This is a genomic window from Bradyrhizobium sp. LTSP885 (assembly GCF_000938305.1).
Taxonomy (GTDB): Bacteria; Pseudomonadota; Alphaproteobacteria; order Rhizobiales; family Xanthobacteraceae; genus Bradyrhizobium.
The window spans coordinates 1-16,578 of record NZ_JYMT01000015.1; the positions used below are offsets into that span (position 1 = coordinate 1).

Consider the following 16,578-nt stretch of genomic DNA (forward strand, 5'->3'; position numbering starts at 1 on the left):
TTACGTCTGGGAGGCTCGCGCAGATGTCGTTGGAGAGCGAGGCTGGCTCTGCGCAGACGCGCGATTGTGGGCTGGGGAATGATGGCTTGGAGCAGGGAGGCGATGAGCTGACGGAGCAGGCGCCATGCTGCAGGTCTGGTTAGGCGGCTTCGGCCAAGCGGGGAGAGTCCTCGAGTTCGTCGACAAGCGGCTCGAGCAGAAGAATGATCAGCAGGTGAGCGAGGATATGGGGTCTGGCAGACCGCTCGTCAGTTCCTGGAGGTCCTTTCAAGCCAATCAGGCTCTTCAGCCGCTTGAAGCCGAGTTCGATCCGCCATCGCAGCCGGTAAAGGGCAAGCAGATCAGCGGTTGTGAAGTCCTCGGGCTTGAGCGAGGTCACCAGGATCACCCAATCCGCAGCATCAAGCGTTTGCCTGGAGAGACGATGGCCTCCCTTCTGAGCCGTCCTGCGTGCCTTGCGCCGTGCAGCCTGAGCCGCATCTGCAGGTTTCTTGACGGCAACCAAACGCACAGCAAGCGGTGCTCCACCAGACTTGCGTTTTACCCAGATCGGCCGGTCGATGATGCCGCGTGCCGCGGCCTTGCGCAGTTCGGCGACGAGATCGATCAGATTGCCTTTGCGATCCAGCCAACAAGCGCTCTTCCAGCCCGAGCGGATCACGAAGTCCGCACCGGCCTCGACCAGATACGCCATGCGCTCCGGCTGCAGATAGGCGCGGTCGGCAAGACGGATCTCGCCGGCAATCAGCGGGATCCGGTCCAGCGTCTCGCCCGCGCGTTCGTCGGTCAGCTCGAAGTGACCAAAACGTTCTTGCGGAAGATCGAACGCACTGTGGATGCGCCACACCGCATTCTTCTGCCTGCCGCCGGTTCCAGCTTTTGGGACCGTCGTGGCGTCAACGATGCGGATCAGTCGACCGCGGCTTGCCTTCGGCGCACCGCTCGCAAGTGCCCGGCCTATCAGCTGTGCAAGCCAATCCCCGGACTGACGCAGCCGGTATAACAGAGCCACGTTGGAGATATCGACAAGGCCCACCGAAGTCGCCCATGCCGCCGTCAACCGCAGACCTCTCGTGCCCAGGCAATACGCAAGGATCAGCCGCAGCAGATCGACTGCATTGCTGATCTCGCGCGGGCGAACAAACGCCTTCGTCTCCCGCGCGCCAGCCTCCAGAGCCTCAGCTCCGCCCAGCCGCGAAACAACACGCGCCCAGTCTTCGTTCACAAGCGATTCGTTTCTCATCTCTTCTTGGAATCACACGTAAATCCAACGCGCAAATCCTATTTTAGCGCCTATGGGCTTTCGCCGGGACGACATCGAGTATGTTGCGTCATCGAGAGTCATACATTCACATCCTCTCAGGATGACGGGTCAGAGAGAGTGCCTGCTGGCAGCAACGCATCCTGCTGCTATACAGCCCAAATGATCCGCTCCTTTCTCACCGTCTCCTCGGGAACACTGGCCTCGCGGCTGCTCGGCTTCGTGCGCGATTCCGTGATTGCGGCGCTGCTCGGCGCGGGCCCCGTGGCGGATGCCTTCCTGGCGGCGTTTCAGCTGGTCAACGTGGTGCGGCGGCTGCTGTCCGAGGGTGGGCTGAACGCCGCGCTGGTACCGGCCTGGCTCAGGGTGCGCGACAGCGATGGCGCGGAAGTGGCGCGCGCCTTTGCCGGCCGTGTGCTCGGCACCGTCAGCGCTGCCGTGATCGCGGCCGCGCTCGTGCTCGGCGTGCTGATGCCGCTGGTGATCGCAGCGATCGCGCCGGGCTTCATCGGCCGCGACACGCTGCAATTCGCGGTCGACGACGCGCGGCTGATGCTGCCCTATCTCGCCTTCGCCGGTCCCGTCACCGTGATGATGGCGCTGCTCAATGCGCAGGGCCGCTTCGCCCTGACGGCGTTCTCGCCGTTGCTGTTCAACATCGCGCTGATCGCTGTGATGGCCGTGCTGCTGGCGCGACGGCAGGATCCGGTTCAGGCCGCCTTGGTCATGGCGGCAACGATCGGCGTCGCCGGCTTCCTGCAGCTCTCGATGCTGGTGCTGCGCAGCGGCAAGGTCGCCTCTCCGCTGCGGGTCTCCTTCGATCGCGAGATGCGCGGGTTCCTTGATCGCGCGATCCCCGGCATGGTCGCCAGCAGCGCGCCGCAATGGCTAATGGTCGCCGGCGCGATCATCGCATCCACCTCGCCGTCGGCGGTGTCCTGGCTCTATTTCGCCAACCGCCTGCTCGAACTGCCGCTCGGCATCGTCGGCGTCGCGATGGGCACCGTGCTGATCCCTGAGATGACGCGCGCGGTGCGCAGCGATGACCGCACCGCGATCGCGCATGCCGAATCGCGTGGCCTCGAACTCGCGGTCGGGCTGGCCTTTCCCGCCACGCTCGGCCTGATCGTGCTGAGCGAACCGATCGCGCGCGTCCTGTTCGAGCACGGCGCGTTCGCGACTGCGGACACCGCGGCGACTGCGCAAGCGCTGATCTGGCTGACGCTCGCGCTGCCGGCGCATGTGCTGGTGAAGGCATTGTCGCCGGCGTTCTTCGCGCGCGAGGATACGCTGACGCCGCTGCTGGCGACACTGAAGGCCATCGTGGTCACGATCGTGACCGCCTTCCTGCTCGGCCATTATTTCGGCACCAACGGGATCGCCGCCGGCATTGCGCTGGGCGCCTGGAGCAACGCGCTGTCGCTGATCCGAAAAGGTGCGGCGGGCTTCGGTTTCTCGATCGATGCCGACGCCCGCCGCCGGCTGCCGCGGATCCTCGCCGCAGCAGCCGTAATGGGCGTGTTGCTGTGGCNGGCAGGCGCCTTGCCGGCCGCAAGCGCACACGGTTTCGTGCAGGCCGCAGGCTTGCTGCTGCTGATCTCCGCCGGCATGGCGAGCTACGGGCTGTTTTTGCAGCTTTTCGGCGTCACCGGCTGGCGCGAGGCGGTGAGCGCGATCAGGCAAAAGCGCCCTGCCTGACTTGCGCGCCGGGGGCTTAAGTGGCAAACGACGCGGCCAAAGCGGCCATTTCCGGGAATTAAGACCATGGCGTTCGTTGAACGGGTTTTCTCAGGCGTCCAGCCGACGGGCAATCTGCACCTCGGCAACTATCTCGGCGCCATCGTCAACTTCGTGAAGATGCAGGAGACTCACAACTGCATCTATTGCGTCGTCGACATGCACGCGATCACCCAAGGCGTCGACGTCTGGGGCGGCCCGGCCGAGCTCGCGCGCAACACCCGCGAGGTGACAGCTGCGTTCATCGCCGCGGGCATCGACCCGAAGAAGCATATCGTCTTCAACCAGAGCCAGGTCGCCGGCCATTCCGAGCTGACCTGGATCTTCAACTGCGTCGCGCGCGTCGGCTGGCTCAGCCGGATGACCCAGTTCAAGGAGAAGGCGGGCAAGGACCGCGAAAACGCCTCGGTCGGTCTCTACGACTATCCGGTGCTGATGGCGGCTGACATTCTCTTGTACCGCGCCACCCACGTGCCGGTCGGCGAGGATCAGAAGCAGCATCTCGAGCTGTCCCGCGACATCGCGCAGAAGTTCAACAACGACTTCGGCGATTCGATCCGCGGCCTCGGCTTGAATGAGGGCCTGTTTTTCCCGCAGCCGGAGCCGTTCATCACCGGACCGGCGACGCGGGTGATGAGCCTGCGCGACGGCACCAAGAAGATGTCGAAGTCGGATCCGTCTGACAATTCGCGCATCAACCTCACCGACGACGCCGAGACCATCGCGCAGAAGATCCGCAAGGCAAAGACCGATCCGGAGCCGCTGCCGTCGGAGGAGAAGGGCCTGGAGCCGCGCCCCGAAGCCGACAACCTCGTCGGCATCTATGCGGCGCTTGCCGACGTCAGCAAACAGGATGTGCTGACGCAGTTCGGCGGCGGGCAATTCTCCAGCTTCAAGAACGCGCTGGTCGAACTTTGCGTCGCAAAATTGTCGCCGATCGCCGGCGAGATGAAGCGGCTGGTCGCCGATCCGGGCCATGTGGATTCGATCCTGATCGACGGCGCCAACCGCGCCCGCATGATCGCCGACGAGACCATGCGCACCACCAAGGACATCGTCGGCTTCATCCGCCAGCGCTGACGCGGCGAACCGGAACTGCGGCACTCCCTCTCCCAAACAGGGAGGGAGTGTGGCACCATGCATCGGTTTGGCTCAGCACCGGGACATGCATGACCACCCAGCGACGCAGCTACGAGACCGGCCACAAGCCAAAATGCCTCGTCATCGTTGACGACACCGCGGAATGGGACCGCGCGGTCTATTACGCCAGCCGGTGGGCAATCCGGGTCGGCGGCGGCGTGGTGATGCTGCGGGTGATCGAGACCGAGGACCAGAACCAGCAATGGCTGGGTGTTGCCGACATCATGCGCGCGGAGGCCGAGGAAGCCGCCAATGAGGCGCTCGACCGCGCCGCCGGCCGTGCCAACGGGATCGCCGCGATCACCCCGGAGCGGGTGATTCGCGAGGGCGACCCGACCGAGCAGATCCTCGACGTGATCGACAAGGACGCCGACATCGCTGTCCTGGTGCTGGCCGCCAATCCGGGCGCCGAGGGGCCCGGGCCGATCATCACCACCATGGCCAACGCCATGGGCGAATTCCCGATTCCGGTCACCATCGTGCCCGGCGGCCTGACCGACGCCGAAATCGACGCGTTGTCCTAATGCAGGCCTGGAACTGCTGACCTGCACCTTGATCGGTGCTTTTCGGGTCGCCATCTGTTAAGGGAACCCCAACGCGCCGGCCTTGAACCGGCGACGCCGGAGACAGCAGATGTTCATTCAGACCGAAGCCACGCCCAACCCCGCGACCCTGAAGTTCATTCCGGGCCGCACGGTGCTCGACAGCGGCACCCTGGAATTCTCGACCCCCGAATCCGCCACGCGCTCGCCGCTCGCCGAACGGCTGTTCGCCGTATCAGGCGTCACCGGCGTGTTCTACGGCGCCGATTTCGTCACGGTGACCAAGGCGGACGGCGACTGGCAGCACCTCAAGCCCGCGATCCTCGGCGCCATCATGGAGCATTACATGTCCGGCGCGCCGCTGCTCGCCGACGGTACCGCTGGCAGCGATGACGCCCGCGATGAGGAAGACGAATTCTTCAACGAGGAAGACGCCGAGACTGTCGCGCAGATCAAGGACCTGATCGAGACCCGCGTGCGTCCGGCGGTTGCCAACGACGGCGGCGACATCACCTTCCGCGGCTTCAAGGACGGCATCGTCTATCTCAACATGAAGGGCTCCTGCGCCGGCTGCCCGTCATCGACGGCCACACTGCAACACGGCATCCAGAACCTGCTGCGGCACTATGTGCCCGACGTGCAGGAAGTCCGGCCGATGTGATTTACGTCAGGTAGGCAAAGACGCACTTGCGCCGTGCCCACCATCAATAGTCGAGCAAGAAGTGGTGGGCACGCTTCGCTTTGCCCACCCACCAAGGGGGAACGAACAGTGAGCCGGCGAACCGGAATTAGCCTTGTAAGTAGCCTTGGCATTCCTTTCGCCATAATGTTCGTCCCGTGCTGATCCTCGCCATCGACACCGCGCTCGACGCCTGCTCCGCTGCCGTGCTCGACACATCAGCGGGCAATACCATCGCCCTTGAGTCGCAGCCGATGCAGCGCGGCCACGCCGAGGCGCTGATGCCGCTGATCGCGCGGGTGATGAAGCAGAGCGGCGTCGCCTTTGCCGCGCTCGACCGCATCGCCGTCACCACCGGCCCCGGCAGTTTCACCGGTCTGCGCGTCGGCCTCTCGGCCGCACGCGGCATCGCGCTCGCCGCTGACAAGCCTGTGGTCGGACTGACGACGCTCGCCGCCTACGCTGCGCCCATTGTCGCCGAGAATGGCGCGCATCCGATCCTGTCGGCGATCGATGCGCGGCACGATCATGTCTACTTCCAGGTGGTCGGCGGCGACGGCAGTCCGCTGGTGAAGCCGAAGGTGGCGCCGATCGCGGAAGCCCTCGGCGCCGCGCAATTCGGCGCGCTACACTTGGTCGGCAATGCCGCAAAAATCCTCGCCGAGCGCTGGCCCGCGAACGCAACGCCGCCGGTCCAGGTCGATCCCCAGGCCGCGCCCGACATCAACTGGGTCGCCTGGGTCGGCGCCGCCGTGACCCCGGAGAGCGCGCCGGCGCGCCCGTTCTATCTGCGCGCCCCGGATGCGAAGCCGCCGAAAGATCAACTCCAGACCAGCGCGCAGCTCTCAGGCACATGATCGGCTGGTTGTCACGGTGGCGGGGCGGCGGCAGCACGCCCGCGGTCGAGCCGGCATCGTTGCGCGACGCGGCGCGGCTGGCGCAATTGCACGGCGCCTCGTTCCATCGCGGCTGGGGCGAAGGCGAGTTCGAGACGATGCTGACCGAGCACAACACGCTGGTGCATCGCCTCAGGCAGGGCCGCAAGGTGATCGGCTTCGCGGTGTCGCGGTTGGCCGCGGATGAAGCCGAAATTCTCTCGATCGCGATCGACACCGATGAGCGCGGGCGCGGCCTGTCGCGCAACCTGCTCTTGACCCATCTCGGCCACCTTGCCGGCCGCGGCGTCCGCACCATCTTTCTGGAAGTGGAAGAAAACAATCAGCCGGCGCGCAGGCTGTATGAATGGGCCGGATTCGGCGTCATCGGCCGCCGTGAGCGCTATTACAAGCAGCCCGGCGGGGAACATTTGAACGCGCTTCTGATGCGCCGCGACTTGTCGTAACATCGGCGCAATGGCAGAAAGGCCCCTGTTCTGCCAGCTAAGGCCTCGACCCCATGACCACGGTAAGAATCCCGCCTGCGCACAAAAATACTGGCATCGAGGCGCGCTGCGCCGCGACCGGCATGCGCATGACCGAACAGCGCCGCGTCATTGCGCGCGTGCTGGCGGAAGCCCTGGATCACCCTGACGTCGAGGAACTGTACCGGCGCTGCGTCGCGGTCGACGACAAGATCTCGATCTCGACGGTGTACCGCACCGTCAAGCTGTTCGAGGACGCCGGCATCATCGAGCGTCACGATTTCCGCGAGGGCCGCGCGCGCTACGAGCAGATGCCCGAGAGCCACCATGACCATCTGATCAATCTGCGTGACGGCAAGGTAATCGAGTTCACCTCCGAGGAGATCGAGAAGCTGCAGGCCGAGATCGCGCGCAAGCTCGGCTACAAGCTGGTCGATCACCGGCTCGAGCTCTATTGCGTTCCGCTCGACGACGAAAAGTCATAGCGCAAAGCGTTTTCAAGCGAAGTGGAGACCGGTTCGCGTGAAGAAAACGCGTAAATTTAAAATCGTGGGGTTTGATCTCATCATCTTCGATTGCGACGGCGTATTGGTCGACAGCGAAGTGATTTCCTCTCGCGCGCATGCAGAGACGCTGACCCGTCACGGCTACCCCATCACGCCGGACGGCGTGCTGAAGCGCTTCCTCGGCGTATCCGACCGCGAAGCGCGGCAGATCGTCGAAGCCGAGATCGGCCGCAAGCTGCCCGATGATTTCGAGGCCCAGGTCAAGCACGCGACGCTCAGCTTCTATGCCGACGATCTCAACGCGATCGCGCATGTCGGCGAGGCAATCGCGGCGCTTGATATGCCCAAATGCGTGGCCTCGAGCGGCACGCCGGAGAAGATCCGCCACGGCCTCACCTGCGCCGGGCTCTACGATCAGCTCGCGCCGCATATTTTCTCCGCCATCCAGGTCAAGCGCGGCAAGCCGGCGCCCGACATCTTCCTGTTCGCGGCCGAGCAGATGGGAGCCGACCCTGCGCGCTGCGTCGTGATCGAGGACAGCATGCACGGCGTCACCGGCGCCCGCGCCGCCGGGATGACGGTGCTGGGTTTCCATGGCGGCAGCCACTGCGCGCCGGGGCACGAGGACGTGCTCCGCAAGGCGGGAGCGGCGGTCACGTTCGCCGATATGCGCCAATTGCCCGATTTGATCGCCCGGATTGGGGCCGCAGCCCCGGTAGCGTGAGCTATTAAACGCCGTCATTCCGGGATGGTGCGTTAGCACCAGACCCGGAATCTCGAGATTCCGGGTCTGGTCCTTCGGACCATCCCGGAATGACGGCCTCAGAAGCTGGATTTTCGCCCCTTTAGGCTATATCTGAGCCCCGGCGCCCTGATGGCGCCGCTTCCATTCTCCGCAACCCGGGTTCCATGACGACGCCGCGCAAGCTGCACATCAAGTCCTATGGCTGCCAGATGAACGTCTACGATGCGCAACGCATGGTGGACACGCTGGCTGGCGAAGGCTTTGTCGAGACGGCGAGCGCGGAGGACGCGGATCTCGTCATCCTCAACACCTGCCATATCCGCGAGAAGGCCTCGGAAAAGGTCTATTCCGAGCTCGGCCGGCTGCGCGTCGCCAAGGACGAGGCTGCGCGGCAGGGCCGCGAGATGAAGATCGCGGTCGCCGGCTGCGTCGCGCAGGCCGAGGGCGCGGAGATCATCCACCGCGCCCCGACCGTCGACATCGTGGTCGGGCCGCAGAGCTATCATCATCTGCCGGAGCTGTTGAAGCGCGCGAAAGCCAACGGCCGCGCGCTGGAAACCGAATTCCCGGTCGACGACAAGTTCGGTTTCCTGCCGCAGCCGAAGCCGGCCGCAATCCGCGCGCGCGGCATCTCCGCTTTCGTCACGGTGCAGGAAGGTTGCGACAAGTTCTGCACCTTCTGCGTGGTGCCCTATACGCGTGGCGCGGAAGTCTCGCGCCCGGTGGCGAAGATCATCGACGACGTCACCCAGCTCACCGACAACGGCGTGCGGGAGATCACGCTGATCGGACAGAACGTCAACGCTTATCATGGCGAAGGCCCCGACGGCCGCGCCTGGCCGCTCGGCAAGCTCTTGCAGCGGCTGGCGGAGATCCCCGGCGTGGCGCGGCTGCGCTATTCGACCAGCCATCCGCGCGACGTCGACGACTCACTGATCGCGGCGCATCGCGATTTGCCCGAGCTGATGCCGTTCGTGCATCTGCCGGTGCAATCGGGCGCGGACCGGATCCTTGCAGCCATGAACCGCAAACATACCGCCGATGATTACCGGCGCGTCATCGACCGGTTCCGTGCTGCGCGGCAAGACATTGCTTTCTCATCAGATTTTATCGTCGGCTTCCCTGGGGAGAGCGCGGAAGAATTTTCCGCCACCCTCGCGCTTGTCACGCAAATCGGCTACGCTGGGGCATATTCATTCAAATATTCGCCTCGGCCAGGCACGCCGGCGGCGGAGATGCGGGAGACGGTGTCAGCAGCAGAGATGGACGAGCGCTTGGGGCGGCTTCAGGAATTGATCGACAGCCAGCAATCGGCCTTCAATCGGGCCGCGATCGGCACAACGGTCGATGTGCTGTTCGAGCGCGCCGCGCGCAATCCCGGCCAGATCGTCGGCCGCACCGCCTATCTGCAGCCCGCCCATGTGATGGCCTCGCCCGACATCATCGGCAAGGTCCTTCCCGTGCGGATCGACAGCCTCGAACGCTACAGCCTGATCGGCGAGCTTGCGGCGCCACAAGCGCCATCCCCCAATTTGCAGATGACCATTGGAGCCTGAAATCCTTGCCCAAAAGCGCATCGGATTCGCCTGCCCTCGCTCCCAGCCGCAAACCAGACCGCGACATGCAAACCCCACCTGAGACCCAGGTCGTCATCGATTTCGACGACAACCGCGCCGCTTCGGCGCTGGTCGGCCCCTACGGGCAGAACCTCGCACTGATCGAGCGACGGCTCGGCGTCGTGGTCGATTCCCGCGGCAACCACGTCACCATCGCAGGCTCGCGCGACGGCTGCGACGCGGCGCGGCGCGTGCTCGAGACGCTCTACGCGCAGGCCGTCGAAGGCCACGACCTCGATCAGGGCGAAGTGGAAGGCGCGATCCGCGTCGTGATCGCGCAGGGCTCGCTGTTCGAGTTCGACAACAAGACCGCCAAGACGGCCTTCGAGACCATCAATTTGCGCAAGCGCCCGGTCCGCGCCCGCACCGCGGCGCAGGATTCCTACATCCGCGCGCTGAAGCGGCATGAGATGGTGTTCGGCGTCGGCCCGGCCGGCACCGGCAAGACCTGGCTCGCGGTCGCGCACGCCGCGCAACTGTTCGAACGCAAGGAAGTCGACCGCATCATCCTGACGCGTCCCGCGGTCGAAGCCGGCGAGCGGCTCGGCTTCCTGCCCGGCGACCTCAAGGAGAAGGTCGATCCGTATCTGCGCCCGATCTATGACGCGCTGTACGATCTGATGGACTCGCGCGTGGTCGAGCGCGCGATGCAGGGTGGCGAGATCGAGATCGCGCCGCTCGCCTTCATGCGCGGCCGCACGCTGACCAATGCCGTCGTCATCCTCGACGAAGCCCAGAACACCACGTCGATGCAGATGAAGATGTTCCTGACCCGGCTTGGCGAGAACTCCAGGATGATCATCACCGGCGATCCGACGCAGGTCGACCTGCCGCACGGCCAGGCCTCGGGGCTTGCGGAAGCCGTGAAGCTGCTCGACGGTGTCGAGGGCATCGCCCAGGTGCGGTTCACCGCCGAGGACGTCATCCGGCACGAACTGGTGGCGCGCATCGTGGCCGCCTATGAGGGATTGCCGCAAAAGCCGGCAAACGCCAGATCTTGAGATTTTCAGCTTCGACCGGGAGCCCGCGTGCTGCGGGTTCCGGCCCCAACGCAGATTTTGGAACGACCGTGTCCGCCTTTCCCGCCACCGAGGTTCTCGTCACGGCCGAATGCTGGCAGACCGAGCCCGATGCCGAGGCGGTGATCCATCGCGCCATTGAAGCCGCCGCCGAGATCGCCGACGCCGATGTCGCCGACGCCGAGCTTGCGGTGATGCTGACCGACGACACCGGCATCCGCACCCTGAACAACAATTGGCGCAGCATCGACAAGCCGACCAACGTGCTGTCGTTTCCGGCGCTGCAGCCGACCGGCAACGAGCCCGCCGATGCCCCGCGCATGCTCGGCGACATCGCGATCGCCTATGAGACGACGCGGCGCGAAGCCGACGAGGAACAGAAGCCGTTCGACCATCATTTGAGCCATCTTGCGGTGCATGGCTTCCTGCATCTGATCGGCTACGACCACGAGAATGACGACGATGCCGAAGACATGGAGGCTCTCGAGCGCGAGATCCTCAGCCAGCTCGGCATTCCCGACCCCTATGCGGATCGGATCGCCTGAGATGCCGGATTCCGACCCAATCCATGACAATCCGCGCAGCGTGAATAACCTGCCTGCCATCGTGCATGACGGCGAGGTGCAGCGGCCGGCGGCCGAGGGCTGGCTGGTGCGCGCGATCCGCACGTTGTTTGGCTGGAAGGCCGGATCGGTGCGCGACGATTTGCAGGTCGTGCTCGACGCCTCGACGCCCGACGATGTCGGCTTCTCGGCGATCGAGCGCACCATGCTGCGCAACATCCTGTCGCTGAACGAGCGGCGGATCGCCGACGTCATGATCCACCGCGCCGACATTGTCGCGGTCAAGCGCGACATTCCGCTCGGCGAGCTGATGAGCCTGTTCGAGAGCGCGGCGCATTCGCGGCTCGTGGTCTACAACGAGACCCTCGACGACCCCGAGGGCATGGTGCACATCCGCGACCTGCTCGCCTTCATGACGGCGAAGGCACGGATCGGCGACACCACCAAGGCGAAGCGCAAGAAGCCGTTCCCGGCCGGGCTCGATCTGCGCGCGGTCGACCTCGCGCTGCCGCTGTCGGAGACGCAAATCATCCGCAAGCTGCTCTATATCCCGCCGTCGATGCGCGCGATCGACCTGTTGGCGCAGATGCAGGCCTCGCGCATGCATCTGGCGCTGGTGGTCGACGAATATGGCGGCACCGACGGGCTGGTGTCGATCGAGGACATCGTCGAGGAGATCGTCGGCGAGATCGACGACGAGCACGATTCCGACGAGCCGCCGGCGATCGTGCGGCAGGCCGACAATTCCTTCATCGCCGACGCCCGCGCCAGCCTCGACGACGTCCGCACGGTGATCGGCGAGGACTTCGTCACCGGCGAGGCCGGCGAAGAGGTCGAGACGCTGGGCGGCTATCTGGTCTCGTTCGTCGGCCGCCTGCCGGTGCGCGGCGAGGTGATTTCGGGACCGGGCCATTTCGAGGTCGAGGTGCTCGACGCCGATCCACGGCGGGTGAAGCGGCTACGCGTCACCACCCGCAAGGAGCGCCCGGCACCGCGCAAGGACCGCGAGAAGGAGCGCGAGCGGCGCCGCGAGCAACCGCCGGAATCAGACGCGCCGCAGGCCAACGACAATTCTCCGCCGCCATCCGGCGATGGAGCCGGACAGCCGTGAGGCCCTCCGACAAACTCCGCGCGGCAGGGCTTGCGATCATCCTGACCTGGGGATGGAAGCGCGCCGCCATCGCGCTCATAGCGGGCGCAGCGTCGGCGCTGGCGATGGCGCCGTTCAACGCCTGGCCGGTTTTGTTTCTGACCTTTTCCGTCGCGGTCTGGCTGATCGACGGCGCGGCAGCCGGCCGCTGGCGCGGCGTGCCCGCGGCGGCGCTGTCCGGCTTCTGGTTCGGCCTCGGCTATTTCGTGCCGGGACTGTACTGGATCGGCTACGCCTTCTTTGTCGACGCGGACACTTTCGCGTGGCTGACGCCGTTCGCGGTGCTCGGCCTGCCGGCCTATCTTGCGCTGTTCACCGCGTTCGGTTTCGCGCTGGCGCGGCTGATCTGGCCGCGCGACGTCTCACGCGTGCTGGCGCTCGCGGTCAGCCTGACGATCTCGGAATGGCTGCGCGGCCATGTCCTGACCGGCTTTCCCTGGAACACGTTCGGCTATGCGCTGAGCGAACCGCTGGCGCTGGCACAAACTGCATGTCTTGTCGGGTTGTGGGGCATGACGTTCCTCAGCGTTGCGATCTTCGCGAGCCCGGCCGTGCTGATCGACGGCTCCTCGCGCGGCCGCAAGCCGTGGCGGACGCCGGTCGCGGCATTGGTGGCGCTGGCGGCGATGCTGGTGTTCGGCACGGTCCGGCTGTCGCGTGAGCCGACCCGGCTGGTCGCCAACGTCAAGCTGCGCATCATGCAGCCCAACCTGCAACAGGATGTCAGGTTCAACTACTCCGCCAAGGCGGCGGTGATGCAGAAGTATCTCACATTGTCGGATCGGGCTTCCGGGCCGCACTCCACCGGCGTGAGCGATGCAAACATCCTGATCTGGCCGGAATCCGCGTTTCCGTTCTTCCTGACCCGGGAAGCCGACGCGATGGCGCAGATCGCCGATCTGCTGCCCAAGGGCACCGTGCTGATCACCGGCTCGGTGCGCGCGCCCGAACTGCCGCCCGGCGTCCGCATCACGCGTGCCTACAATTCGATCTATCTCATTGACCATGACGGCAGCGTGCTGGCCGTCTACGACAAGCTGCATCTGGTGCCGTTCGGCGAGTATCTGCCGTTCCAGGACCTGATGGAAAAGCTCGGCTTCGTGCAGCTCACCAAGGTGCAGGGCGGCTTCATTCCGGGCACCGTCAGGCGAACGATCGACGTGCCGAACGCGCCGCGCGCGCTGCCCTTGATCTGCTACGAGGCGATCTTCCCCGGCAATGTCGTCAGCCGCGACGACCGTCCGGGCTGGATCATCAACGTTACCAATGATGGCTGGTTCGGATTCTCGACCGGTCCCTACCAGCATCTGCAGCAGGCCCGGATGCGATCGATCGAGGAAGGGTTGCCGCTGGTGCGTGCCGCAAATACGGGCATCTCCGCGGTGATCGATCCTGTGGGCCGAATTGTGGCGCAACTCGGGCTCGGCATCGAAGGCGTGCTCGACGCCAATTTACCGCAGGCCATCGCGCCGACGATCTACGCGCGCATCGGGAATGGTCCCGCCGCTGTGATTGTGATCGTTGCCTTGGCAATCGTGTTGCGGCGGCGTTTTGCCAGACGAAAAGCCTGACATCTGCGTATTGGCGGTGCCGGCAGGTCTCAAAAAGTCTCTAAATTCATTGCTGCGCGAATCCACCAGTTGACAGATTGACCGTGCACTTCGCATTGTACGTTTCCGTACGAAATCAGAAGTCCAGTCAGCCACTTTGCGCAAATTGTCCGCATTTCGTCCCGATCCTCCTTGCAGGATTTGACGGCCCCCGCGCCTGAGGCAGACTGCGCTTCCAACTTGCCTCATCGACGGGCGCGCTATCCCTAGGAGAAGTTGGTGATGTCGATCAAAGCGCCCAACCCTGTTGACAAATATGTCGGCAGCCGCGTCCGAATGCGACGCATCATGCTCGGCATGAGTCAGGAAAAACTGGGCGAGGCGCTCGGCCTGACGTTCCAGCAGGTGCAGAAATACGAGAAGGGAACCAACCGCGTCGGCGCGAGCCGGCTGCAGCAGATCTCCGAGATCCTGCAGGTGCCGGTCTCATTCCTGTTCGACGGCGGGCCGAGCGGCATCAAGACCGCCGACGGCTTTAGCGAAGGCTCCTCGCCGGCCTATGTCTCCGACTTTCTTGCGACCGCCGAAGGCCTCGCGCTGACCCGTGCCTTCACCCGCATCAGCGACGGCAAGCTCCGCCGCAGCATCGTCGAGCTGGTCGAGCAGATCGCCGCACGCGAGGCCTCCGAGCAGGCCTGAGCCAGGTCATATCGGTTCGTCATATCCGTTTGAGGGATCGGCAAATCTGGACTATGCCATTCCGGCGCGCTTCAGCGTGCACGCGATGAGAAGTCAACGTCGCCTGAAAATTCACGGCAGCTATGTCCAACCCGTTTGATGCAGCAAATATCCTCGACGGCATCCGCCGCTGGGTCGAGATCGAGTCTCCGACGGAGCGTCCCGATCAGGTCAACAAGGTTGCCGACCTCGTCGCTTCAGGCTATCGCGACCTGCCGGCCAGTATTGAACGTGTCCCGGGACGCGACGGCTGCGGCGACCATCTGGTGGTGCGCTCGTCATGGGGCCAGGACGCGCCGGGCATTCTGGTGCTCAGCCATCTCGACACCGTTCATCCGATGGGATTCATCGAACGCCTGCCGTTCAAGGTCGAGGGCGACAGCGCGTTCGGTCCCGGCATCTACGACATGAAGGGCGGCGCCTATCTCGCCTATCACGCCTTCCGGCAGATCTGCGCCGACGGCGCACGCGCCCCGCTCGGCATCACCCAGCTCTACGTCTCCGACGAGGAGATCGGCAGCCCGACCTCGCGGGCGCTGATCGAGGCCGAGGGCCGCAAGGCCAAATATGTGCTGGTCACCGAACCCGCCCGCGACGGCGGCAAGATCGTCACCGGCCGCAAGGGCGTCGCGCGCTTCGAGGTGTTCATCAAGGGCGTGCCGTCGCATGCCGGCACCCGTCCCGAGGACGGCCGCAGCGCGATCCGCGAACTCGGCAACGTGATCCAGGCGCTGGAGGCGATGAACGACCTCAAGCGCGGCGTCACCGTCAATGTCGGCGTCGTCAAAGGCGGCACCAAGCCCAACGTGATCGCGGAAGAGGCTTACGCCGAAGTCGACATGCGGGTGCCGACCATCGCCGATGCCGACGAGCTCGTGCCGAAGATCCTCGGACTGACGTCGCGCACCGACGGCGTCAGCGTCAAGGTGACGGGCGAGCTGAACCGCCCGCCCTATGAGAAGAGCAACGCCGGCGCGGCGCTCTATGAACACGCCAAGACGCTTGCGACCGAACTCGGCTTCGATCTCGTCGACGTCTTCACCGGCGGCGGCTCCGACGGCAATTTCACCGCGCCGCATACCGCGACGCTGGATGGCCTCGGTGTCGACGGCAAGGGCGCGCATACCCATTACGAGCAGCTCTACGTCTCGTCGATCGAACCGCGCGCGCGGCTGCTGCACCGGCTCTATCAGACGCTGCGATGATCTCGGCACCGCACGAGACCGGCGATCGCGACGCGCCGTCGGACGATGGCGGGATTGCGCATTCGCGCGGCTCGTTCTTCGGGCGGCGCAAGGGCCACAAACTGCGCTCGCATCAGGCCGACCTGATCGACAATCTGCTGCCGCACCTTGCGCTCGATATCGGCATGCCCGCGCCGGACAGGCTCGTCGAGCTGTTCGATGACGGCATCGAACAGGTCCGGCTCGAGATCGGCTTCGGCGGCGGCGAGCATCTGATCGCGGAAGCGCAGGCGTTTCCGCTTACAGGCTTCATCGGCTGCGAGCCCTACGTCAACGGCATGGCCAAGATCCTGGCGCAGATCGAGGCGCACAATATCGGCAATATCAGGCTGTTTGCCGGCGACGCCGCCGAACTGCTGGCCTGGGCGCCGGCGCGATCGCTTGCACGCATCGACCTGATCCATCCCGATCCGTGGCCGAAGCGGCGGCACTGGAAGCGGCGCTTCGTGCAGGATGCAACTGTGACCGCGATGGCGCGGATCCTCAACGCGAGCGGCGAATTCCGTTTCGTCAGCGACATCGACGATTATTGCGCATGGACGCTGGCGCATCTGATGCGCGCGCCGGATTTCGCCTGGCTCGCCGAGCGCGCAACCGACTGGCAATTGCCTTGGCCCGGCTACACGATGACACGCTACGGCGCCAAGGCCGCGCGCGAAGGCCGCAAGGCGGCGTATCTGCGGTTCCAGCGTTCGCTTTAGCTGGTCGCCGTCGGATGGGTAGAGCGA

Annotated in this window: 17 protein-coding genes and 1 pseudogene; 17 read left to right on the top strand and 1 reads right to left on the bottom strand. The window is 65.1% G+C overall.

Translation table 11 applies throughout. The annotated features are described in order from the left end of the window. Positions 1 to 139: 139 nt before the first annotated feature. Complete coding sequence (locus UP09_RS09330) at positions 140 to 1,243, bottom strand: IS4 family transposase (protein WP_044535962.1); 1,104 nt, start codon at positions 1,241 to 1,243, stop codon at positions 140 to 142. A 180-nt stretch (positions 1,244 to 1,423) separates the two neighbouring features. On the opposite strand from UP09_RS09330, the gene murJ reads away from it, so the two are divergent. The 17 genes and pseudogenes from murJ to UP09_RS09410 all read left to right on the top strand — a co-directional run. Further along, the coding region (murJ, locus tag UP09_RS09335) for a murein biosynthesis integral membrane protein MurJ (protein ID WP_245301853.1) at positions 1,424 to 2,792 on the top strand (1,369 nt) is incomplete at its 3' end. Position 2,793: 1 nt separating this feature from the next. Next, a pseudogene (locus UP09_RS38445) lies at positions 2,794 to 2,959 on the top strand (murein biosynthesis integral membrane protein MurJ); the annotation flags it as partial. A 66-nt stretch (positions 2,960 to 3,025) separates the two neighbouring features. Further along, a complete protein-coding gene (gene trpS, locus UP09_RS09340; RefSeq protein WP_044537849.1) occupies positions 3,026 to 4,078 on the top strand; it encodes a tryptophan--tRNA ligase in 1,053 nt (350 codons plus the stop codon). An 89-nt stretch (positions 4,079 to 4,167) separates the two neighbouring features. After that, positions 4,168 to 4,662, top strand: a complete 495-nt coding sequence (locus UP09_RS09345) for a universal stress protein (protein WP_044537850.1) — start codon at positions 4,168 to 4,170, stop codon at positions 4,660 to 4,662. Positions 4,663 to 4,771: 109 nt separating this feature from the next. Next, positions 4,772 to 5,341 (top strand): NifU family protein, encoded by a 570-nt coding sequence (locus tag UP09_RS09350; protein ID WP_044537851.1) that lies wholly within the window; start codon positions 4,772 to 4,774, stop codon positions 5,339 to 5,341. Positions 5,342 to 5,517: 176 nt separating this feature from the next. Further along, entirely contained in the window at positions 5,518 to 6,216 is a 699-nt protein-coding gene (tsaB, locus tag UP09_RS09355; protein ID WP_044537852.1) for a tRNA (adenosine(37)-N6)-threonylcarbamoyltransferase complex dimerization subunit type 1 TsaB, read from the top strand. Next, entirely contained in the window at positions 6,213 to 6,701 is a 489-nt protein-coding gene (rimI, locus tag UP09_RS09360) for a ribosomal protein S18-alanine N-acetyltransferase (protein ID WP_044537853.1), read from the top strand. The genes tsaB and rimI overlap by 4 nt, the downstream gene beginning before the upstream one ends. A gap of 53 nt (positions 6,702 to 6,754) precedes the next feature. Beyond that, positions 6,755 to 7,204, top strand: a complete 450-nt coding sequence (locus UP09_RS09365; RefSeq protein WP_044537854.1) for a Fur family transcriptional regulator — start codon at positions 6,755 to 6,757, stop codon at positions 7,202 to 7,204. A 64-nt stretch (positions 7,205 to 7,268) separates the two neighbouring features. Further along, a complete protein-coding gene (locus UP09_RS09370) occupies positions 7,269 to 7,949 on the top strand; it encodes an HAD family hydrolase (RefSeq protein ID WP_044537855.1) in 681 nt (226 codons plus the stop codon). Positions 7,950 to 8,134: 185 nt separating this feature from the next. Further along, positions 8,135 to 9,526, top strand: a complete 1,392-nt coding sequence (gene miaB, locus UP09_RS09375) for a tRNA (N6-isopentenyl adenosine(37)-C2)-methylthiotransferase MiaB (protein ID WP_044537856.1) — start codon at positions 8,135 to 8,137, stop codon at positions 9,524 to 9,526. A 5-nt stretch (positions 9,527 to 9,531) separates the two neighbouring features. Next, positions 9,532 to 10,587 (top strand): PhoH family protein, encoded by a 1,056-nt coding sequence (locus UP09_RS09380; RefSeq protein ID WP_082070074.1) that lies wholly within the window; start codon positions 9,532 to 9,534, stop codon positions 10,585 to 10,587. A gap of 68 nt (positions 10,588 to 10,655) precedes the next feature. Further along, on the top strand, positions 10,656 to 11,150 hold the full coding sequence (gene ybeY, locus UP09_RS09385) for an rRNA maturation RNase YbeY (RefSeq protein ID WP_044537858.1): 495 nt from the start codon (positions 10,656 to 10,658) through the stop codon (positions 11,148 to 11,150). A 1-nt stretch (position 11,151) separates the two neighbouring features. Continuing rightward, on the top strand, positions 11,152 to 12,279 hold the full coding sequence (locus UP09_RS09390) for a hemolysin family protein (protein ID WP_044538010.1): 1,128 nt from the start codon (positions 11,152 to 11,154) through the stop codon (positions 12,277 to 12,279). Beyond that, positions 12,276 to 13,889 carry an apolipoprotein N-acyltransferase gene (lnt, locus tag UP09_RS09395; RefSeq protein ID WP_044537859.1) on the top strand — a complete coding sequence of 538 codons (1,614 nt, stop codon included), beginning with the start codon at positions 12,276 to 12,278 and terminating at the stop codon, positions 13,887 to 13,889. Before UP09_RS09390 ends, lnt begins: the two co-directional genes overlap by 4 nt. A gap of 261 nt (positions 13,890 to 14,150) precedes the next feature. Further along, positions 14,151 to 14,567: a helix-turn-helix domain-containing protein gene (locus tag UP09_RS09400; RefSeq protein WP_044537860.1), complete on the top strand. Its 417-nt coding sequence runs from the start codon at positions 14,151 to 14,153 to the stop codon at positions 14,565 to 14,567. 122 nt (positions 14,568 to 14,689) lie between these two features. Continuing rightward, complete coding sequence (locus tag UP09_RS09405) at positions 14,690 to 15,811, top strand: M20 family metallopeptidase (protein WP_044537861.1); 1,122 nt, start codon at positions 14,690 to 14,692, stop codon at positions 15,809 to 15,811. After that, positions 15,808 to 16,551: a tRNA (guanine(46)-N(7))-methyltransferase TrmB gene (locus UP09_RS09410; RefSeq protein ID WP_044537862.1), complete on the top strand. Its 744-nt coding sequence runs from the start codon at positions 15,808 to 15,810 to the stop codon at positions 16,549 to 16,551. Before UP09_RS09405 ends, UP09_RS09410 begins: the two co-directional genes overlap by 4 nt. Positions 16,552 to 16,578 lie beyond the last annotated feature (27 nt).